The organism is Olivibacter sp. CPCC 100613 (assembly GCF_036959255.1).
Lineage (GTDB): Bacteria > Bacteroidota > Bacteroidia > Sphingobacteriales > Sphingobacteriaceae > Olivibacter.
Window position 1 is genome coordinate 492533 of record NZ_JAWMTI010000002.1, and the last position, 22352, is coordinate 514884.

General features: G+C 39.6%; 18 protein-coding genes. 10 read left to right on the forward strand and 8 right to left on the reverse strand.

Annotated elements, in window-relative coordinates; translation table 11 throughout:
• Nucleotides 1–59: 59 nt before the first annotated feature.
• A complete protein-coding gene (locus tag RYH73_RS08495; protein WP_335312989.1) occupies nt 60–893 on the forward strand; it encodes a glutaminyl-peptide cyclotransferase in 834 nt (277 codons plus the stop codon).
• A gap of 102 nt (nt 894–995) precedes the next feature.
• Complete coding sequence (locus tag RYH73_RS08500; protein WP_335312990.1) at nt 996–2126, forward strand: glycoside hydrolase family 43 protein; 1131 nt, start codon at nt 996–998, stop codon at nt 2124–2126.
• Nucleotides 2127–2195: 69 nt separating this feature from the next.
• Here the strand turns inward: RYH73_RS08500 and RYH73_RS08505 are convergent, their stop codons facing one another.
• Complete coding sequence (locus tag RYH73_RS08505; protein WP_335312991.1) at nt 2196–3332, reverse strand: thioredoxin family protein; 1137 nt, start codon at nt 3330–3332, stop codon at nt 2196–2198.
• A gap of 508 nt (nt 3333–3840) precedes the next feature.
• Here RYH73_RS08505 and RYH73_RS08510 point away from each other — a divergent pair.
• The 3 genes from RYH73_RS08510 to RYH73_RS08520 all read left to right on the forward strand — a co-directional run bounded on the left by RYH73_RS08510 (nt 3841) and on the right by RYH73_RS08520 (nt 7740).
• Nucleotides 3841–5274 (forward strand): family 43 glycosylhydrolase, encoded by a 1434-nt coding sequence (locus RYH73_RS08510; RefSeq protein WP_335312992.1) that lies wholly within the window; start codon nt 3841–3843, stop codon nt 5272–5274.
• A 35-nt stretch (nt 5275–5309) separates the two neighbouring features.
• Nucleotides 5310–6686 carry a sulfatase-like hydrolase/transferase gene (locus RYH73_RS08515; RefSeq protein WP_335312993.1) on the forward strand — a complete coding sequence of 459 codons (1377 nt, stop codon included), beginning with the start codon at nt 5310–5312 and terminating at the stop codon, nt 6684–6686.
• A gap of 205 nt (nt 6687–6891) precedes the next feature.
• A complete protein-coding gene (locus tag RYH73_RS08520) occupies nt 6892–7740 on the forward strand; it encodes a phospholipase A (protein WP_335312994.1) in 849 nt (282 codons plus the stop codon).
• Between the two features lie 63 nt (nt 7741–7803).
• Here the strand turns inward: RYH73_RS08520 and RYH73_RS08525 are convergent, their stop codons facing one another.
• From RYH73_RS08525 to RYH73_RS08545, 5 genes are all read right to left on the reverse strand, one after another.
• The gene (locus RYH73_RS08525; protein ID WP_335312995.1) at nt 7804–10764 is read right to left on the reverse strand and encodes an AsmA family protein; all 2961 of its coding nucleotides are present in this window, start codon (nt 10762–10764) and stop codon (nt 7804–7806) included.
• A gap of 280 nt (nt 10765–11044) precedes the next feature.
• A complete protein-coding gene (locus RYH73_RS08530; protein ID WP_335312996.1) occupies nt 11045–12409 on the reverse strand; it encodes a nucleoside hydrolase-like domain-containing protein in 1365 nt (454 codons plus the stop codon).
• A gap of 51 nt (nt 12410–12460) precedes the next feature.
• Nucleotides 12461–12808, reverse strand: a complete 348-nt coding sequence (locus RYH73_RS08535; RefSeq protein WP_335312997.1) for a RagB/SusD family nutrient uptake outer membrane protein — start codon at nt 12806–12808, stop codon at nt 12461–12463.
• Between the two features lie 428 nt (nt 12809–13236).
• Nucleotides 13237–13842 carry a short chain dehydrogenase gene (locus tag RYH73_RS08540; RefSeq protein ID WP_335312998.1) on the reverse strand — a complete coding sequence of 202 codons (606 nt, stop codon included), beginning with the start codon at nt 13840–13842 and terminating at the stop codon, nt 13237–13239.
• A 53-nt stretch (nt 13843–13895) separates the two neighbouring features.
• On the reverse strand, nt 13896–14249 hold the full coding sequence (locus RYH73_RS08545) for a winged helix-turn-helix transcriptional regulator (protein ID WP_335312999.1): 354 nt from the start codon (nt 14247–14249) through the stop codon (nt 13896–13898).
• A 76-nt stretch (nt 14250–14325) separates the two neighbouring features.
• On the opposite strand from RYH73_RS08545, the gene RYH73_RS08550 reads away from it, so the two are divergent.
• Nucleotides 14326–15069 (forward strand): glucose 1-dehydrogenase, encoded by a 744-nt coding sequence (locus tag RYH73_RS08550; RefSeq protein WP_335313000.1) that lies wholly within the window; start codon nt 14326–14328, stop codon nt 15067–15069.
• A 41-nt stretch (nt 15070–15110) separates the two neighbouring features.
• Here the strand turns inward: RYH73_RS08550 and RYH73_RS08555 are convergent, their stop codons facing one another.
• Nucleotides 15111–15935: a carbon-nitrogen hydrolase family protein gene (locus tag RYH73_RS08555; protein WP_335313001.1), complete on the reverse strand. Its 825-nt coding sequence runs from the start codon at nt 15933–15935 to the stop codon at nt 15111–15113.
• 180 nt (nt 15936–16115) lie between these two features.
• Here RYH73_RS08555 and RYH73_RS08560 point away from each other — a divergent pair, with 180 nt between their 5' ends.
• Together RYH73_RS08560 and RYH73_RS08565 are read left to right on the forward strand one after the other, a co-directional pair.
• Nucleotides 16116–16412, forward strand: coding sequence for a hypothetical protein (locus RYH73_RS08560; RefSeq protein ID WP_335313002.1), 297 nt, complete (start codon nt 16116–16118; stop codon nt 16410–16412).
• 226 nt (nt 16413–16638) lie between these two features.
• Entirely contained in the window at nt 16639–17208 is a 570-nt protein-coding gene (locus RYH73_RS08565) for an NUDIX hydrolase (RefSeq protein WP_335313003.1), read from the forward strand.
• Nucleotides 17209–17224: 16 nt separating this feature from the next.
• Here RYH73_RS08565 and RYH73_RS08570 read toward each other — a convergent pair whose 3' ends face one another.
• The gene (locus RYH73_RS08570) at nt 17225–17881 is read right to left on the reverse strand and encodes a TetR/AcrR family transcriptional regulator (RefSeq protein ID WP_335313004.1); all 657 of its coding nucleotides are present in this window, start codon (nt 17879–17881) and stop codon (nt 17225–17227) included.
• Nucleotides 17882–18907: 1026 nt separating this feature from the next.
• Between RYH73_RS08570 and RYH73_RS08575 the strand changes: the two genes are divergently transcribed.
• Nucleotides 18908–19324: a hypothetical protein gene (locus RYH73_RS08575; protein WP_335313005.1), complete on the forward strand. Its 417-nt coding sequence runs from the start codon at nt 18908–18910 to the stop codon at nt 19322–19324.
• Complete coding sequence (locus tag RYH73_RS08580; RefSeq protein ID WP_335313006.1) at nt 19305–22352, forward strand: lantibiotic dehydratase; 3048 nt, start codon at nt 19305–19307, stop codon at nt 22350–22352. The genes RYH73_RS08575 and RYH73_RS08580 overlap by 20 nt, the downstream gene beginning before the upstream one ends.

Consider the following 22352-nt stretch of genomic DNA (forward strand, 5'->3'; position numbering starts at 1 on the left):
AACTGCTTCCCCGCATTGATTTTTATCTTATATTTAAGCCCTCAATCACGACAACAGCGATGAATTATTTACGCGTACTTTTCTTTATCCCGGCTCTTCCGTGTCTGTTCCTTATATCCTGCAATACAGGAACAAAAACGCATTCAGATCAATCTGTACAAGATTCAGCTGATAGTCGGGTACAAACACCGGCACTCATTGGCTATCGTGTTGTAGACACGCTTGCACATGATATTTCTGCCTTTACAGAAGGTTTTCAGTTCTACAAAGGCCTACTCTATGAAGGGACGGGGCAAGAAGGAAAAACAGCTATACAGATTACGGATCCGACTACAGGGAAAATAGTGGAGCGATTTAACGATTACAAAACCGATATATTCGGGGAAGGAATTACAATTATCAATGGGCATTTATTTCAACTGACCTACCATAATAAGCTAGCTTATGTTTTTGAACTACCCAAACTAAAAAAACCTATCAAAACGCTGGCGTGGCAAAAAGAGGGATGGGGTTGTACTACTGATGGAGAACAGATTATTATCAGCGAGGGCTCGTCGCGTATCTATTTTGCAGATCCCGAAGATTTAAGAATCAAACGTGAGATTACCGTTCAAGACAATATGGGTGAAGTAGATCAGCTTAATGAACTGGAATATATTGAAGGTTATATTTTTGCTAATCGTTGGCATACGGATCAAATTTACAAGATTGATCCACAAAATGGTCATGTTGTGGGTATTCTTCATTTCGAAGGACAATTGAATCGTTATGCCCCTACTTTTCAGCCCGGCGAGGAAGCAGTTTTGAATGGTATTGCCTGGGATGCTGAAAAAAAGGAAATGTACCTGACAGGAAAAAATTGGCCCCTTATATTTAAGGTGAAATTGGATTAATTGAGACCTTCACTTATATGAATCTTTATTCTCATAAACCCATATAACATTTCCATTTATAGTTTTCTGCGGTTATATTTGTCGACATCGAATACTAAATTAATGAGACAAATTGCATCAATTCTAACATCGTTATTATTACCGTTGATATCCCTTGTAGCCTTTGCTCAATCGCAAAAAACCTACCAAAACCCCTTAGCTGTTGCATTTGGAGACCCTTATGTTCTACATGTAGAAGGCGACAAATATTATATGTATGGGACTGGAGGCATCGCAAAAAATGGATTTGCTGCTTATTCATCAAATGATCTCGTAAACTGGAAGGACGAAGGCCAAGTGTTTTATGCGAATAACCCAAAGGGTTGGAGTGACTCTACCGCCGCCTGGAACGGGGCATACTGGGCTCCTGAAGTATATGCGTACAAAGGTCGATTTTATATGTTCTACTCTGCTCAGTGGAAAGAAAACCCGGGTAAAGAGGCGGAAAATTTCCGTATCGGTGTAGCTGTTGCCGACAACCCAACGGGTCCCTTCGTCGATTTAAATGATAAGCCCATCTTTGACCCCGGTTATCCTGTGATCGATGCAAATGTACTTTTTGATAAAAGCGGCAAGGTTTACCTTTATTACTCCCGTTGCTGCTATAAGCATCCTGTGGAGAGTGAAGTGGCTAGCTGGGCGAAGCAAAAAGGGTGGTTTGATACGATCGAAGAGAGTTGGGTTTATGGTGTTGAGCTAAAATCTGATTTTAGTGGTGTAATCGGAGAGCCTGTCTTATTATTGCGGCCCCCGGTAAAAATGGATGATAAGCAGGCTGAATGGGAAAGTCGTTCTGTTACATCAAAAGAAGTTAATCGTCGATGGACGGAAGGTTCTGCTATTTTTAAGGAAGGAAATACCTATTACATGATGTATTCTGCCAATTATTTTGGCGGTAAGAATTACGCTGTAGGATATGCCACGTCGAAAAACCCACTTGGTCCGTTCAAAAAAGCGGCAAACAATCCGGTTTTACAAAAAAATACGGAGAAGGGTGGTGTGGTGACCGGTACCGGACACAACAGTATTACTTACTCTCCGAATGGAAAGGAGATGTTTTGTGTGTATCATGCACGAACGCTATCAACAGGTGAGGAACGTGTTGTTTTTATTGATCGGATGAAAATATTAAAAGATGGCAGACTCGTTATAGAGGGACCTACGACTACGTCACAAGCAGTTCCGGCAAAATAAAAACATTGGATAATTTATTAAACTAGTTAAAAATCACTTGCTTTCAGGTAATTTTTCGTCGATTCTCTATTATTCTAATTCTTTGAGTCTTTCAAGATTAAAATCATCATCAATGACTTCACCGCTGGGTTTTACCAAAACAAATCTCGGGAGTTCGGAAAGATATAAGGTATTGATCAAGTCCTGTTGCGCTTCGTTTCGCATTCGATAACTATATTTAAAACCTAAACCTTCTGTGTTTTCCTTCCACTTGCTAAACTGACTTTCCATCGAAATCGGCAATACGTCGATTCCTTTCTTTTCCAAATCCGGAGCATCTTTTTCCAATTGCTTTATGGCTTTAGCCGATACTTCATCTGCGCTATTCCAAAATGATAAGAGTAAATATTTACGATCATTAAAAGAGCTCCATGGAATTTCAGAAAGCCGGGCATCAGTTGCAACGACCTCCTTCGGGAGATCCAACTGCTTTATTTTTGTTTGGACCTTTTTTAATCGTTGGGCAAAATCCAATCCGTATTTGCTTTGTTTTACAACTGTTGAGGCTTGTTTTAAAAGACCTTGATATTCATCAGCATATTGACGTTGCTTTCCTGCTCTTGATAACAGATAAAATGAGCTGACTAAAGGTTGCTTTTTTTGGATAAAATCTTCCGTAATTGAAGCAGGAGTTTTGGAAAGTTTTTTCTTGCCGGCAACTTTCGTAACTCCGGTTCCGCCAAGAGTATAGGATTGCATCTGACCCTCTTCTTCCGCTTCCAATGCGGCCAGCGCGGTATGCCAATCATTTAACAAAGCCTGCTCTTCCCCACCCCCCTGAATTGAAAAAGCAACTTTGCTGATAGAACCTGGATGGTTAAACGCTTTTTGTACCAGCTCAAGTTCGACGGACGGACTTGCTAAAATGGGGATCAGTGCTTCCCACGTTAATCCACTTGTACCGCGTTTCGTAGATTGACCAACTAGTTTCAGAAAGTACACCTCGTTAAGATTAGCGGTGTCCAATTTGAGTCTAAATTCTCCCTTTTCAGGCACGACGGAAAGAATCGAATCCTTTTCATCATCCTTAAATAAGGATACCTTTTTTATTTCGGAATTACTAGTCTTACTGCTGATTGATAGGATTCCCTTTTCGGGCGTATAAACATATTTTTGCTTTTCATCGCTTTGCTTTTCATGCTGCTTTTCACGATGCTGGCATGCCATTGTCAAAAGGAAAGTTATTAAAATAACGTAGCGGCTCGTTCTCAAGAAATTCATATGCTAATATAACAATATATGATCATATTGTTTGCCCGTCGCTTCAGATTGATAGCCTTGATACTGTTTTGCAGTAAATGGCCTGCTGCTTTCTGCGCGTTTTTATCAACTTTTATTTCAAGAATTGCCTTTACTTATTGTCTTTAGAATAACTGATAAAAATTAATGAAAAATCGAGACATATTGTGCAAGTCCATTCAGAAGATTTGTTTTTATTTGTCGCTGTCGTTTAGGCTGTTTGACTACCTATTCGAAACCAGTTAGGTCCTATAGAATCAGATTTGGGGGCTCTTCTACACAAGGGACAATTAAACGGCGTTCTTTATATTGAAGCCAACATGGTATAATATTATTATTTCACCATTATAACGTCCAAATTATGAAAAAAACCTTTATCCATTTATCTTGCTACTTATACCTTTTGCTCATTTATTCTTGTGAGAAAAACGTGAAGATGCTACCAAATTCCGAGACCATGGCTTCTACGGATTACATAGTTGACGACACCTTTACAAATCCTTTAATACCGCGCGGTGCCGACCCGTGGGTTACACAAAAGAACGGTGTTTATTATTTCACGTATACGCAAGGCGGTAAATTAGTATTGTACAAAACCAATAATTTATCCGAGCTGGCATTGGCAAGCGCGCATGATGCCTGGATTCCTGAACCGGGAATGCCCTACTCTAAAAATTTGTGGGCACCTGAACTACATGAAATTGATAATAAATGGTACTTATATTTTGCGGCCGATAATGGCCAGAACGCTAACCATCGTATGTATGTTGTGGAAAACAGCGCTGCTGATCCTACAGAAGGTGAATGGGTACTGAAGGGGAAAGTGGCTGATCCGGCAAATGAATGGGCAATCGATGGAACAGTGCTCGAGTATAAGGGACAGCGCTATATGTTATGGTCAGGAGGTAATGCAGGCGCCGCCCCTCAACGCATCTATATTGCTAAAATGAGCAATCCGTGGACAATCAACAGTGAAAAGGTGGCGATTTCGAGTCCAATACATCCATGGGAAATGAATGGCAATGCGATTAATGAAGGTCCGCAGGTGCTAATAAATCCGAGTGGTCGAGTGCATGTGGTGTATTCGGCAAGTGGTTATTGGGTGGATACTTATTGCCTGGGTTTATTAAGTTTGAAAGCAGACGGCGATCCGATGAATCCGGACGACTGGATAAAAGCACCCCAACCGGTATTTTCCATGAATGCCGAAAGCGGGGCCTATGGGCCCGGTCATAATGGTTTCTTCAAATCACCGGATGGTACAGAAGATTGGATTATCTATCATGCGCGAAGTTTACCAGGTGGCGGAGATGGAAATGGAAGGAACGCGCGCATCCAGCAATTTACGTGGAATGCAGATGGCACACCTAATTTTGGCACACCTGTTAAAATTGGCGAGGCCATCAGAAAACCATCGGGTGAACCAATTCGAAATGTGTACCGTACCGATAACTGGTCTATAGCAGGTTTTAGCTCAGAAGAAGTGGTTAATAATCGCTTGGCTAGCAAACTGATCGACAATGATGTAAACTCGTACTGGATAACACGATACTCCAGTTCGCCAACCAATTATCCCGATCACTGGATTTCCGTTGATATGAGTGAGTCGTTGGCAGTGGATGGCTTTATGCTTGCGCAGAAAAGTGGCGATCGGAAAATCAAGGAACTAGAAATTTTAATAAGTAATGACAATATTTCGTGGGAAAGTTTGGGAACTTTCGAATTAGCAAACGTAAATTTGGTAAAGCAGTATCTAAATTTAGATGCACGACGTACATGCCGATACTTTAAGCTCGTGCCTTTATCGGGATATGACAGCCAACCACAACCTGGATTAGCCGAAGCAGGTGCGTACGTGAAAGCAAACTAAAAAAGCGACTGCAGCAAATTATGTTAAACAGGAAAATGAAACTATCTTTTAAGCTTATAAGTCTTTTATGCCTGCTAATACAGATGCGGAGCTCCTACGGTCAAGAGAAACCGAACATTATCGTCATTCTTACAGATGATATGGGCTTCAGTGATATCGGGACCTTCGGTGGAAAGTTTGTTCCTACGCCGCATCTGGATCGCTTGGCTAAGGAAGGAACCAAATATACGCAGTATTATAGTGCAGCTCCTATTTGCAGTCCTTCTCGTACCAGCATTCTTACGGGCATGTTTCCGGCCGAATGGAATTTCACAACTTTCCTAAATGATCGACGAAGCAATGCCCGTGCAGAGCAAGCAAACTATTTAAATGTTAATGCGCCATCTCTTGCTAAAATCCTTAAGGCAGCAGGATATACTACGGGACATTTTGGGAAATGGCATATGGGGGGTGGCCGTGATATAAAGAATGCGCCCGGCTTTACAAAATATGGTTTTGATGAACATGCCAGTACGTATGAAAGTCCGGATCCTGACCCGGCTTTGACTGCAAAAGACTGGATTTGGTCGGATGAGGATAGTGTAAAACGTTGGGATCGGACGGCATACTTTGTCGATAAAACACTCGACTTTCTTCGCCGTCATAAAGGTGCTCCCTGTTTCGTAAACCTCTGGCCAGACGACATGCACACACCTTGGGTTCCAGAAGAAAACCGTCGGCAATCCGGCAAATTCCCCATGAGCCCCGAAGAGGAAAAGGCCTTCAAATTGGTATTAACCGAATTTGACAAACAAATGGGCAGGTTATTTGATGGCTTAAACGAGTTGGGTATTACGGAAAATACCTTAGTGATTTTCACCAGTGATAACGGTCCGCTTCCAAGCTTTAAAGGCAGTCGCGCCAATGGACTGCGAGGCACAAAACTTTCCCTTTACGAAGGTGGTATCCGCATGCCCTTTATTGTACGTTGGCCTGGACATACACCTGCCGGGCAGATTGACAGTGTATCCGTTTTGAATTCTACGGACCTATTCCCTACCTTGGCCAATATAGCCACCGCTCCATTACCTGCAAACTATAAAGGTGATGGTGAAGATAGGACAATGGTGCTGACAGGGACACCTGCACCGAGAAACAAAGACATGTATTGGGAATACGGCAGAAACGACTATGCCTTTAACTACCCGAAGGGGCGGGACAGAAGTCCAAATTTGGCCATTCGATCGGGAAAATGGAAGCTACTAGTGGATTATCAGCGTAGCAATGTAGAATTATACGATATGGTGAATGATAAATATGAAACCAACAATGTTGCTGCTTCATATCCCGAAGTGGTAACAGACTTGAAGGCGAAAGTCATCACCTGGCGAGCATATTTACCGGACTTGACTGCTGATCGTACAAACCCCTGATAGAAGGTATATTGAATCTTTTTTAAGAATCTCCTGACCGCTACGCTTTGTAGCGGTTTTTTTATTAGATAAGCAAGTCGCAAATTTAATTATAGAATGGAATTGAGAAGTTCATTCACCTATACAATTACAAGCTAAATTTTCAGCAAGAAATTTATTTTCCTTCCTTTGTCTTTTATTCTTAGAAATGCGAAACAGATTTATAATGCGCTATCAGTCACGAGGGAGATTACAGTTCAACGTTTTTTTATGGTTTTTAATTGCGTTATATCCGTCCCTTAGCAAAGCGCAACTCATTGAGCGTGACAGTGCGTTCCTTTCATCTCAGGCAATAATCGGACAACCGGGTTTTTCTATACATCGTGATAATTATTTCATTACGGGTATACCGATGAATCAGCGGCCGTCAAAAGATAATTCGGACGTTAAATATCAGATTAGTTTTAAGCAACGCCTGCGCAAAACACCGCTTCCCGGCGGCTTATTTCCCTACCTCACCTACTCACAAAAAGCCTTTTGGGATATATACCGCGATTCCAAACCTTTTGACGAAATTAATTTTAATCCGGGCTTCGCGCTGGTACGTCCATTTTTTTTAAAAGGCCACCGTCTAGCCTATGCGACCCTATCTTTAGAACACGAATCGAATGGACGGGATTCGATTTACTCGCGTAGTTGGAATTTCATGGCTTTCTCCTTAAGATCTCAACTCGATGAGCGCTGGATTGTGGGGCTTCGGTTTTGGTTGCCCATGTCTTACAAAGATGATAATCCTGATTTGATGGACTACGTCGGTTATGCCGAAGCTAATGCGACGTATCGCATCAAACCCGACAAATGGTCGATCGATATAACAGCAAAAAAAGGCAAAGGGTGGAATCGAAGAGGATCGATTCAAGCACAATTGAATTGGCGGCCCTTCAAAGATGAAAACCAGTACCTCATGCTGCAATGGTTTCAAGGCTATGGTGAAAGTTTGATCGATTACCGTGAACATACCAGTATGCTCCGAATTGGATTTATGCTGAAAGCAACTTCATTGGGGATTTATTAGGTTCATTTGTGCTTTAAGTATTTTTTTAACCATTTATAATGGCTCTTTTTTAGGGTTCTTTTCTTATTCAAAATTGATCAGTTTTAAAACTGCATTTCTTTTTCGGATGATGGTACTATCCGCTTTTTTTGCTAAACGTTCTTTATCGGTAAAGTAATACTTATAGCGTGCTTTTGTCAGATTAATATTATAGTCGGGAATTATACCTTTTACATCAACGCCCATTTTAAAAGGAACGGGTGATTTCAGGACCGAGATATGATAATCATAAGAAAGATCGATATTTTGTATACCACCTACCGCCAAGCGATAACGATCAATTTCAACCAAGGCCGGTAAGATCTCTAAATGACGATCCTTAATCAACATTTCGACATTCAATGAATCAATATAAGTGCTGTCCCGCTCTTTAAATTTGAAGGTTTTGGCTAATGCTCGAAATGCTTCATTATCTTGCACCGCAAGATGGGTGGCCCGTAAGGCAGCAACACTTCTTACCGAAGCGATATCGACTTCCATATCCTTATTCAGGTTAGCCGAACCTTTAATACTAAAATCGGCATTGCCTTCAAGCGCCCGGATAACCGGAAAAAGTGTATCCAGGGCAGGTGCGAATTCCTTTAACTGATTCATTTTCATTTTGCGTACATCAATTACATATTGCACCTTAGCCTGACCATTTTCCATTGGCTTATAGCGCAATTTGGTTTGGAGTAAGGCTTCCCCTGACTTTAAACTGAAATCATGTAGATTTAATTGACCGTTGTCTACCCGTGCTTGCCCCCTCAGATTATTTAACAGCAAGGAGCCCATTTTTACCCGATCAATAAACGAGTTAAACGTAAAATTAATATGCTTCGGTAATGTAAAACCCGTAGAATCTCCAGTAGCTGGAATGACAGGTGGTGCAGCAGCTAAGGGGGTAGCCGCCATACGTTCGATAACACCTGTTTTTGCCGTTTCAGATGCCATGACTCCCATTAATTCATCGATATCTAAATAACGTGCATGTAAGTTCAAATCGGCATATAATAACGTATCTCGTTTATCAACCGGAAAAATGTTTCTCACCTCTCCGTCGAGTTTCATCTTGAAGTTACCAAGGGTTACAAAAGCATTGTTTAAATGAATAGCATGTCCTTTTACCGTAATGAGGGAGCGATTGACCGAAAGTGGCATTCCGATATGCGGTATGCTGGCTTTGAGTTTTGAGAATCTAAAAGAACCAATAGGCTCCCATCGCTTCGTTTGATCTTTCTCCACATCAAACTGATAAGATCCCTTATCGATAATGAATTCCGTTTGCCCGTAGTGAACAGCAAGGTTTTGCGCATCGAATGCGGTAACAATATGCGGTGAGCGTGGCACTTTTCCAGGGCCAACTGCCGCACTTATTGAAGCTTTCTCGATGTGTGCACTGACACTATCTGCAGACTGATAATGAAAAGCCTCTACATTAATTTTCCCATTTAAAGGTAATCGTTTATCGCCTTTCTGCGGCCTGGCAAGTTCCGTATAAAGCTTTTTCATAGAAAGCCTGTGTTTCTGCCCGTATTGCAGGGTAAGTTCATCGATCGCTAACTGTCCCAATAGCCCATCCCCACCGTCTCTTTTTAAATTCAAAGCCGTATACGGTGTGTGAAAGATCAGCTCCTCTGCATCTACTTTTATGTGTAAGTTACTAAGTTTACCGTCACCATAGAGCGATAGGCCTCTATAATCAAATCCGGAATCGACTCTATAGGCAACCTTACCTTCAAAGTTCAACGCAGCTTCTCCACCGATTTGGATCCCTTCAGCAACGGGAAAGGTGGATCCGATTTTGGTCAGATCGACTTTTGCTTGAATATCGGGTTCAATTTGAGGATTATCGAGTAAATTTTGAACTAAAATACTTCCTTTTAGATTTATACCTGTTCCTTTCAGCATCATTTTATTCACACGAATCGCAGAACGCTCACGCTGATTAAAGTCTAACAAGCTTTCCATATCAGCTTCCAATGCCGTAATCTGACCTGGGAATTTTTTATAATGTAAAGAGCCCTCGTGGATCTTTAATTGCGCTCGGGAGACAGGTAGTAGACCTTCGCCATATATACCGTCTGCACGCAGTACTAAATCGATCCTGCCCCCAACACGAACATCGGTCGTTTTCAGGTATTTTTTAGGAAGCATTTTCCACAGGTTCGCCAATGAAGGTACTTGCATCCGTGCTTGTAATGAAACCTCTAACGCTCTTTTACCTTTTAACGCTTTAAACGCTCCATCTAATAGAAAATCTATATCATTCAATTTTAAACGCCCATTTGCAAAACTTAACTTTCGGTTCTTTTTATCAAGCTTCAACTCGGTTTCTAAAAGGCTATTCAATTGCTTGATAAAAATAAAGCCGTCTTTCTTTATGGCGAGCTGTTTACTATCTGCATGTAGTTTTAGCAATAAGTAATCTTCGTTATAGACAAATCCAATTTTGAGGGCCAAATGAGGAATTCGGTAATCTAGTTTAGCGCCTTTATCTTCGTAATGTAAAGTTGCATCTTCAATACGAAGTGACTTGAGGCGGATCGATTTGATGCTTGCTTCGTTATCTGTTGTATCTATAACGGAAGTTGTATCCTTTTTTAAAATATCATAGTTTGCTTTGCCTTGTTGATCCATTATCAAATGCAAGCGAGGTTTACGTAAAGTAATCTGCTCCATATCCATCTCATTTCGTAGGAGCAACTTCGTCATATTCACCGAACCGCGGAAATCACTAAATGTGGCCAAAGTATCCCGCTTGTTTTTTGAAAGAATATATCCTTCGTGTAAGCGAGCGCCGAAGTGTGGAAATGAAGAAAAAAATGTCAATTCAATTTTTTCACAAACAACCTGTCCATCCAATTGCTGGTTGATCATTTGAAGCGTCATGGGGGTAATTTTCTCCGGTGTAAAGAGAAAATTGATCACAATGGTTATCCCGAATAAGATAAGGACACAGACGACACTCCCAATAATGAGAATCTTCCTAAAGATTTTTGGCATATATACTTTATTTCCTGTTTCATAAAAAGATAGAAAATCGATAATCAAAATGAATCGCTCTACTTTTTCTAAGCTACCATCTGTTCGGAAAGACTTTTTTTCAACAGATGTTTCAGCACTGCAAACAGCTAAACAGGCCTTTGTATTTCGCCCTCAAATTTAGTACAATTTTCACTATTATTACTTACTTTACCGAATGACTAGCTAAGTCGTTGTCTTTTCTTCAATCGTTATGCCAAGAATTTCCTTTAATGAGTCAGTAAATATACACTCCGTAATATTATTGTAGCCATTTCCATCGTTTGGCCCAATCAATCAGTACTTGATTTCGCCATCTTAAAACGGTTTTTGCTCCTTGTTCCCCCTCGTTGAAAAGATTGAGATTGGCCTTGTCGGTATACCAATTTGCGCCAAGATTATAATCATCAGCATCCTTCTCACCGGGCCAAGTATTATTTACAACGAACCGACCCTGCTGTTCTTCAAATCCCGGGATCGATGATGTGATTTTATAGCTCAATGTTTCTGCTAGTTTCGGGCAATACCTAATGGCATATTCTCCATCTCCCAAATAAAATCCGTCCCATTTTTGTTCCCCTATTTTTGCTTGAACTGTCATGGTAAAACAAGCCGAATCGGAAGGAATCGTTATTTTAGGTCCCTTCAATCGAAATTCCAGCAATGAATATACGTTCACGGTATCTACCAACGTTGTATTGCGTTTATAGATGACTCGGGAGCTGTGGTTTAATTTTTCAAAACTACCTCCCCAACTTTCTTTAAAAGGATCATCCGGGTTACCGTCCATCATGTATAATAAGGACGGTGTATCGCCCATTTTGATTACGCCCTTGTAATAATGTTTGAAATCGCCACCCAAATATCCTGCTTGACGGATAAATTGGCGATAATAATTTTTATTAGTCAGACTATCTGGCGCATCGCTATCGGAAAAAAAACCATTGTACGAGCCGTTGCACTCAATAAACCAAAGATCGGGAAAGTTTTCAACGAGATAAGCATAACTATTAGCACTCCATTTTTTGTTTGGCCCTCCGATCCAATAAACTTTTATATGGTGCTGAATTTCAGGCGCGTCATGCAATGCTTGAGCCAGATCTTCCAAACCTCCCCAAACCAATACCCAAAGCGCCTCTTTGCGCTGCTTTTTAGCACACTTTATAATCCATTCGGAACCTTCGGTCGGACTGGCAAAACCAGCGAAGGGGGCAGCACCATGCCGCCCCTGTTTGCATATGGATCGAAGTAGTTTGGCCGGCGGGTATCCACTTTGAAATTTTTCCAACCTGGGTAAATCCTTTTCATATAGATCGATCATCTTTAAAATATCCCTTATTGTTCCGTTTCCATAAGAAGGCGAAGAGATGAGTCCTTCTGTTTCGAACAAGTGACTATACATAAGGAAATGAGCCATCGACTGATTATCATCCGGATCTGTCCCCCCGATATGGGTACTGATCAAAATGCGTGGTTTTGCAGGTACGGGTTGCTGACTCATTGCTATGAATGATAGCAGCATAAAAAAGAGTATAAGCAATAGATTGATGGTTGCTATCCGTTTTTGGATCTTCAAATAACCGTAGAACGAGTAAAAGCGAAATACCGAGTGAGCTAATCTTTTCATCTATTTATTTCTTTTGATTTATCCTAACAAAAATTCAGCATTTGTCATTTTTTAATAACCGTTGTTACCAAAATCCGCGGCATTGGCAATCGCATCTAGAAACGATTGGGGAATAGGTCTCACTTGATGCTTTCCCTCATCAAAATAGGTGGCTGCAATTGGATTGGTTTGCTCCAAGTAGTTTTTGGTTAATTTACCCATACGCTTTAGGTCCACCCACCTTGTGTGTTCACCGGTAAGCTCTCTCGCTCTTTCGGCTAGTATAAAATCCAAATTGACATCGCCCGGTGAGACGACCATTTCATCTTCGCGTGCACTTTTCGCCGCTCGTCTCCTTAAGGTATTCCCATAATACGGTGAAAGTTTCAGAAACGATCTCCTCTGCTGCCGACATATCATTCAGAAACTTATTGGCAAAAAAAATCAACTTTGGGTACTGGTTCTTAAATAAGTCTTCAAAACTTACTTGATATTCCACGGTACGAATTATGCTTCCCTTGTTCATTTATTCAGTGACGTTGGTTATAATTGGGTTCAATATCAATGTATCTGAAAAAAAACCTTATTCGGCAAGACGTGTTCTTTACCAATACAATTCACTAAGTTAGGCTACTGATATAGATCGTTTGTATATGATCCTTCCAATAAATTGTGATATTTTATCATTTTTCAATTCAGCTAACCTTATAGCGGTTAAAGCTAGCCAAACGACCAAGCGTCTTTTTGCAGTTTATTGCTAGCATTAACGGTTTTTGTATGAAAAATAAGGTTGTTGAAAATAGCTGGAGACGGCGAGATTGACCCGACCAGCGATTACAGATTGTCATCTAATTTCCATAAAGGCGGATGATTTGACCATTCAATTCACCTTCAACCGAGCTACGATATGCTTCAATGACTTCCGCCATAGGAACAGGGGGCAGACCAGGAAATAGGGAACCAAACTCAAGAGCTGAATCTGCTACTAAACCTGGACTTACTATGTTTATACGAATTTTCTTGGGTAATTCAATTGCAGCGGAGAGAACAAAACTGTGCAACGCGCCACTTATCATTGCGCCACCTGTAACCCCTTTATAAGGTACATCGGCAAAAATACCTGAAGTAAGTGTAAAGGAACCACTGGCATTTAGATAATGCTGACCGATGAGGACTAAATTGACTTGGCCAAATAACTTTCCTTTAAAATCATTCATCAACTGCTGATCAGTAAGCGTAGCAAAAACGTCCATTGGTCCGGATGCTGCAACGCAAATACAGGCATCTATTTTTTTCAGTTGTTGAAAAGCATACTTAATGGAATCGACAGAACTAATATCTAGCTCAATATCTTGTCCCTTTCGTCCCGCTTGAATAACATCATGCTCATCTGCAAAGGCTGTGACGAGTCTTTGTCCAATCGTTCCCGAAGCTCCTATAACTAAAATGCGCATTTGAAGGTGATTATAAATACGAAGTTAAGCATTCCAAGTTAAGGATACGCATATCAATCCGTAGCGACTTCTTTTGTTACTACGTCTCGATGCGCCCGACCCCAATTGATCATTTCCTGAATAATATTTCCAAATGTTCTACAATACCCCGTTGGCTCGTACTCAATTAGCACCGGTATATCGGTATAAACGGTTCGCTTTACCAGCTTATTCATTTCCATCTCTTTCAGCTCTTTTGACAGCATCCGTGTTGTAATTCCGGGAATACTGCGCTCAATTTCTCGAAAACGTCTGTTACCGTTACAAATAGAGTTGATAATAGGTATTCGCCATTTCCCTCCAATAAAGTAAAGAGTATCCTGTAAAGCTCTAAGTTCCTCTTCTTGATTTCGTTCTATTTCAGCCATGTTATCTGATATACACTGTTATACTGATTACAAAAGTATATCATTTTCGGCATACCTTTGGTAAAAAAATAAAGAAATGAGTAAATTAAAAAACAAAGTGGCTATTATAACTGGTGGTAATAGCGGAATTGGCTACGCCGCCGCGAAAGAATTAGTAGCGCTGGGTGCAAAAGTAATTATTACAGGGAGACGCAAAGAGGCGATAGAAAAAGCTGCCCAAGAAATTGGCGCATTTTCTTTCATGGCCGATCAAGCCGTTTTAAAAGACACTGAACTTTTAGTTAATGCTGTTAAAGAACAGTTTGGTAAAGTAGATATTTTACTCATCAATGCTGGAGTTACCGGAACGCTCGGGTCAATTGAAGATGCGCGTGTAGAAAATTTTGATAATGTAATGAATATCAATTTTAGGGGCGCGTATTTTACCCTGAGTAAATTCATTCCCTTGCTAAATGATCGTGCTTCGGTAGTCATTCTCTCGTCGATTGTAGCTTCCACACACAATCCGAATAGTTCTATTTATCAAGCGAGTAAGGCTGCTTTAAACTCGATAGCAAAAACAGCTGCCGCAGAACTGGCTCCAAGAAAAATCAGGGTCAATATTGTGAGTCCGGGGCCGCATAAAACTGAAATTATGGGTAAAGCAGGCTTAGATGATGTAATTTTAGAACAAATTCATGAGAAGTTACTAGATGACATTCCATTAAAAAGAATGGGTGAAGCCGACGATTTGGCCAAATTGGTTGTCTATCTATCGGATGAAGCAGCATCCTTTATTACTGGAGCCGAGTTTGTAGTAGATGGGGGGTTGACCTTGTAAGTAATGTATGGGAAGTAAAATATGCTTCCCGTACTTCAAACCTATTTGAACTCATTGCGATGAGCTGATGTATCATTTTCATAAACCAATTCCGGCTTAAATCGCTTCGCTAAAATCCCCGTTGCCTTATTGAGATCAATATCTACTATCAATGTCCCACTGTTTCCATAGGCCTGGCTTGCCAAGCAGGAGCCGTCAGGTTCGATAATCGCAGTTGCCGCTTCTTGATACTTAGCGGCATAATTAACACTGGCAAAATAAATAGTATTCTCTAAAGCCCGCATCATCATAGCTTTTTCATAATAAGGATGATTCTTGGCACCAAAGGTCGTTGGCAAAGTTCCCTTTTCATTACTTCCAACAAAGTACGGATGGAAAACAATCTGTGCACCTCGTTGCGCTGCCCATCTCACCGATTCCGGATAGCGAAAACCTTCGTGACATATTGTGATGCCAAATTTTACATTATTCAGTTCAAATAGTTGGCGTTTTTTGCCGGGGGTCCATATGCTGTCTTCTGACGGGTCAAGTTGATTTTTTGTTTGATATCCAAGAATCTTGCCATTACATGAAATAACATGCGCCAAGTTAACGATCGTATCTCCAAAATACCAATCCATTGGAAGTATAATCGCTATTTTATATTGCGCCGCCATATGACAGGCCTTTATTAAAGCCCGCTTTAAAGCGGCTTCTGTGCGATCCTCAGTAGGATATCCCATCCCTGGATAACCAGGGATAAAAGATTCGGGGAAACAAATAATTTCGGCTTTTCGCGCTGCAGCTTCTGTCACCAAGTGTTCCAATAGATCAAGACCCTCATTCATGGATTTTGGAAAAGGAGGTGAAGCTAAGGCTATTTTCATCGCTTGAATTTTATATGAAATGATATACGAATATAAATAAAGCTTGCGGATCTTGCATCGTCAAAATGTTACCTCTTTAAATAATTGAGCTGAACTTTAGCTAATATTTTTTTACTTTGCCTGAGAGAAAAACTAAAATTGTCAACAGCTGTATTTATTGAAAGGAGCGGTCTTCAAGGAATGAAAAGATATAGAATATTACTTTGGATAGCGGGAACGGTTTTACTATTCACATTTTTCACAGCGTTTTCCTACCGCGGCGGTATGCCCTACGCAGGTGATACAACCATGGGTTTTCCACTTATATTTCTGAGAAAATCGGTTGGTCAAAACTTAGAAACCGGACTTTTTGCGGAGATTAAGGACTTCAATATTGGGTACCTTTTTATTGATGTTTTCTTTTCGGTACTGCTTGTTGTTGGTTTATTTAAATTATTTCGCTTTAAGTATGTCGAACCAAATGAAGACGATAACTAACGTTATTAAAAAAGCCACCCCGATCCAAAGGGTGGCTCAAATCAAAAATGAAATCTATTCGTTTCCTATCCATAGAAACTTCTCAAAAATAACCTTTGCATATTAGACTAAGCTAAGAGAATGGACTTTGTTTTAATATTTTGGTAAGACAGATACAAAAGAGCAAACAAGAACGCAAATTAACGTTGACTAACAACAACATACATTCATTGTTATTTTTTACTGTATGCAAGATCTAATAAAACCATGGGTTATCATAGAAGATGAGGATATTTCGCCAAGCCGCTGGTACCCCCTACATAAACAAAAAGTACAACTACCCAATGGTTTAATAGTGGATGATTATTTTTTATCCCCTTTGGGTGATGTGGTGCAAGTCTTAGCGGTCACGCCCGACAATCAGGTAGTACTTACCCGTCAATACAAACATGGCCTCGGTGAAATTTTAATTGAAGTACCTGGTGGAATGCAACAAAAAGGTAAAACGCTGGAACAATCAGCCGTAGCAGAACTTGAAGAAGAATGTGGTATCAGAGCTTCAGAGAACGACTTGGAATTCATTTGCCGCTTTGCTATTAATCCAACTAAACTTAAACAAGTAACCTATGGATACATCCTTTTTAACGCGCAGTTTAATGCGACACAAAAGCTAGATTCTACTGAAAACATAGAAGTACTTACTTTACCTGCACGTGAGGCACTTCGTATGGTTGACTCGGGCGAAATTTGGGTAACAGATTCCATGAATTTAATATTGATGGCCGCTAGGAAGTATCCAGCGATTTTTTGCTCTTAAAAACCATATAGCGCGGTTAGGCCATTAGTTGATCGTCTACATCTTCATCAAAATTGGTAATTGCAGCTTTTATTAAGTGGCTTAAAAATCGTTGCAAATTTATTTTAAATTCTTTCTGCAAGCAAGTAACCCCGAAGCAGGAACTGTATCCTCCTATTCTATATTGAAAAGCCATATAAGTAATGCCTCCCAAAATAATAGGAAATAGAAATTCCAGAGACAAGGGTTTGCTTGTTGAATCCACTGATTCAGCGGCTTTCATCATCTTTGACATGCGTTGTTCGCGAGCTGATACTACTTGCGTAATAGCACGGTCGGTTCCTGTAAATTCTGCCACTGCAAGTTCCCGATACAAAGGATCTTTCATGAGTACATCAAAATGTTGAGTAATAATATGTGCTAGAAGTTCGAATTCAATCGGACCTGTTTGTTTGGTCGATAGGCTCACAATTTTAGGCAGGTTTGCAACGAGGTAATCATGCCGATTATAGAGCTCCTTTTTCACGCCATTTAAGCTACCGAAGTGGTTATAAATTGTCCATCTCGTGAGTCTAGATCGCTCAGCAAGGCGACTGATCTTTAGGGCTTGAAGGCCTTCCTCCCGTATAATATTGGCAGCTGCTTCTAAAATGTGAGCTCTGTTGCGTTGTGCATTTTTTTTTTCAATCTTCATCGTAATCCTATTTATGATAGGTGCACGAAATTGAAAGATTTTCCGAATAACGAACAGTTTATTTCACGAATGAGTCTGTGACCTCTATCAATTCATTTTCTTGATCAACTTTTTCACATTCTGTATCAGGGTGCCTTGACGTAAGTTTGGTTGTTTTGTCTTAAGTTTGGCCCGTCTCATGTCGAATGGTATCCAGCCTATCAACGCACTTTATTAAAAAAGTAAATGGGCATTACCGCATGTGCTGTTGTTTGTTCTTCTTCAGAAAGATTGCCGTATTCTCTACGGGTAGACATAGTTTGAAGCGAAGTATACACTTACTCAACCCATTTTTCAATAAAATAGCATAGGACCGGAATACCTTCGATCATGTTTCAAATTGACAATGTATTGTTCAATAAGAAATATCCTAATGCAAAGGTAGCTACTATACTTTTTTCGAACGAATTTTAATTTGGAACAAGACATCTTAACCAAATTACTTCTACATATTTTTTGATTTTGTTGAAAAAAAACATTAATAGCTAAAAACAAATTTTTTATAGAAAAAACCGCCCAAAATAGAGATAATATTTGACCGTTTACAGGTTAAAATATTAAACCAGGCCTCCTATTCCTATTCTACATTATACCAAATCTGTTGATTAATTAAGAGACTTCATGCTGTATCGTAATTAACTGCTTTCATTCGCGCGTTTAAGCTTAGCATCCAAAGACCTGACATAGTGATTCGGAATGTTGAGCATATAAACTAGTTGATATAAGAAGATCGGTAGTTTGTGAAATAAAAATGTGCATAAAACTTATTCAGCTCAAATTAGCGCTAAATAGATCAAAACGACATGGAAAAGCTTGACAAAAACCAATTAGAAAGTTATCTGAAAATCGAAGCAGAGCGCATCTGTAACATAGACGCGCCGCGTAATAGTAATCAATCTCTCCAGGATAAAGATGAAACTGTGAGCAGTATGACCTTTACGACCTCAAACTTCATTTAGAAATGCCAATATCAACAATAAAGAGAATATGCGTTGTTTAAGGTGTGCTATTGTGGAGGATGAACCGCTCGCTATACAAATGCTCAATGGTTATATCAGCAAAAGATTCGATTTAACATTGATAACTACGATTGATAATGTATTCGATTTTAATGCGATCATAAAAGAAATTGTGCTAGATGTTATCTTTCTTGATTTCAAAACACGTGGTTTTGACGGTGATATCGACAAAATTCTGAAGAAAATTCCTTCCAATTTAGCCATAGTCAACATATCCGCTTCACCCATCTCTTATTTCAGAAACACAGAAAGTGTAGAATCGAATAATAGAATTTACGAATTATTGAAACCCTTTTCTTTTGAAAAATTCAATAGGTGTATCGATTCTTTATTAGGAAAAAAGACATATCCAACAAATTCTTTCCGTGATACTAAGCAAAATTGAACATCTAGGTTTCTTTTTATTAAGATCACCAAGCTTGCCCTTGCGGGAAATCCAAAAGATCAATGCCGATAGTTCCAATAGCCTTGCCAAAAGTTTATATAGCTTATTGACAAATAATCCACAAGTGCTAAGAGCTATTTCATATGCCAGCCAAGATCTTTATCAGGCTTGTCTAAATTGGTTGGCGGAGGGCCATATCCCGCAACAAAAACTCCAACTTACCTTATACAAATATGTCTCTCGTATGGCTTCCCGCGCCACTCCCTTTGGTACTTTTGCCGGGGTATGTATGGGGCAAATCAACGAAAATCCATGCACATTGACACTTAGCAAGCGCACAAAAATTTATGCTCGTGTGAGTCTGGACTATGTAATAAATCAACTTTATAAGTTAGGATATAGTCATGAGTCATTGGCTGACATTTTATTTTATACGAACAATAGTATTCACTTTGCCGGTGGCCACTTTCGGTATATACGTTTTGAAAATGTAGCAGATAAAAGAACATTCTTTCAAGTTAAACTTAAAGCAAACCCATTGTTAGAAGCTCTTTTCGGCTATGCCAAAGATGGGCGAACTTTCAATGAATTTATAACATTTCTTACTGATCTCGATATTGAAAAGGAGAAAGTGGTTACCTATCTGCTTAAATTAGTAGACAATCAATTTCTAATATGGGAATTAGAACCCCTTATTTTAGGAAACACCGATATTCAACCACTCATCAACAAATTAACGGGAACCGACGAAGCAGTTATAAAAACGAGATATCTACTAACTTCTTTATCCTGCTCTGACATAGCAAACGCTTTGGGAGAACATGCACATAATTTAGCACTTCTCCAAGTTGATAAAAAATTTATACCAAAAAATGTTAATCTAAAACCGTCTTCCGTGCAATTAATTGCCAAGGAATTAGGTGAATTATATCCTTTATTTACCCCATCGGTACCTTACGATTTACAGATTTTTATCCAAAGATTTAAGAGGCGATATGAGATGATGGAAGTACCACTGCTGGAAGTACTTGATGGGGATTTGGGTATAGGCTATGGTGATCTTGAGAATCAATACAAGAAAGAACATCCGCTAATCAGCAATTTAAATATAAATGAAGAAAAAAAACGATCCACATCGTCACTTGAAGAACAGGTAATGACCAATGCATTGTTTTCAGGTTCAACACACATAGATCTTGAGGCGATTTATCCACTTTTAGATAAGAGACATGGAGATCCAGCGATTGCCCCAACTTGTTATGCAATTGGTAATTTTTTAGCGGAAAAGATAGAAAATTTGGAAAATGGTAATTTTCAGTTTCACTTGACGGCCTGTAGTGGATCGTCTGCAGTAAATTTAATGTCGCGTTTTGCCTATATGGACGCCAATCTAAAGGAAAATCTTCAACGTTGTGCGACTTATGAAGAGGGGCGTTTCGGAAATACAATTCTTGCTGATATCGTACATACTCCATCGGGTAAGGTAGCGAATATCTTACGACGTCCGAATCTCTATAGCTACGAAATACCGGTATTAGGACTTACCCGTACAAAAAATGAAAAGCAAATATCCCTTTCAGATCTTAGCGTAACTGTGAGAAACGATCGAGTTTTTTTATTTTCCAAAAAATTAAATAAAAGGGTCATTCCCAGACTAAGTTGTGCCCATAACTTCCAACAAGGGATCTCTATTTACCGATTTTTGTGCGATTTGCAATATCAGGATACGCCTTTTTCCATCTATTGGAATTGGGATAAATACAAAAGGGTTCCATTTCTACCTAGAATCGGTTACAAACATCTAATTTTATCACGTGCACGTTGGTATATAAAGCAGCGATTGGGTTTTAACAGTAGTGATATTAAGCAGTTACAAACGGACTTGGGATTACCAAATGAGATCTTAATTGCGGAAGGTGATAATGAATTGCATATTGATATACGAACGAGTTGGGGTATCCAAATATTGAAGGATAAATTGACGTTGAACGATGTGATAATCTACGAATCATTAGCCCAACGCAGTGCGATTGTTACTGATAAAACCAACGCCTTTGTCAATGAGGTGATAATCCCCTTTAAATCGATTTTAGAAGAAAGCGCTACGACACAAATAAGTCCATCAGTGAAGAACAGTGTCAAAAGACATTTCCTGCCTGGAAGTGAATGGATCTATTTAAAGCTCTATTGCCCTCAAAAGACAGCGGATGAAATATTATCTAATGACATAGCAAAATTAATTAGACAACTTAAAGAGAGGCAGTTCATCGACAAGTGTTTCTTTACACGCTACCAAGATCCTGAATTTCATATCCGTTTACGTTTACAGATGGTTAACAAAAGTAAAAAGATTTACAATAAAGTTCAGGAGATTCTACGCTTCACCGTGGAGCATTTAGCCGACAAGCATAAAATCTGGACAGTCCAATACGATACGTATATAAGAGAGCTGGAACGTTACGGAGCAAACAATATTGAATACTGTGAATCGGTATTCTCGATTGATTCAAATATCGTGTTGGACCTCCTAGATACCTTATCAAAGGGGGATCCCCATACACGTTGGCTTTTTGGTTTAAAGGCTGTTAACCAGCTATTTGATATATTTGAAGTGAATTTATTTGAACGTTTTGAACTCACGGAAAAATGGAGTTCGGCGCTTGCGGAAGAGTTTGGAATCGACAAGAAAAAACAAAAGCAGATAAATCTGAACTATCGGAGCCATACAACCACTATCGGCACCTTATTGAGCAATAAGCACGATTTTTTTCAGGTAATTATTGAAAATGCTTTAGAAAAACGAGGTCAATATATTTCGTATCTATTGCAAAAATGGAAACCAAATAGAATAGAGGTGAAAGAATTGATGGGAAGCTTATGCCATATGTTTCTTAACCGACTTTTCTTTTCCGATCAACGGGCCAATGAAATGGTAACCTATAGCTTTTTAGCTAAATACTACCGATCTCAGATAGCCCAATCTGCGAAAGTCAAGGCGCAGGAACTTATAACAGAGGATTTACTATGA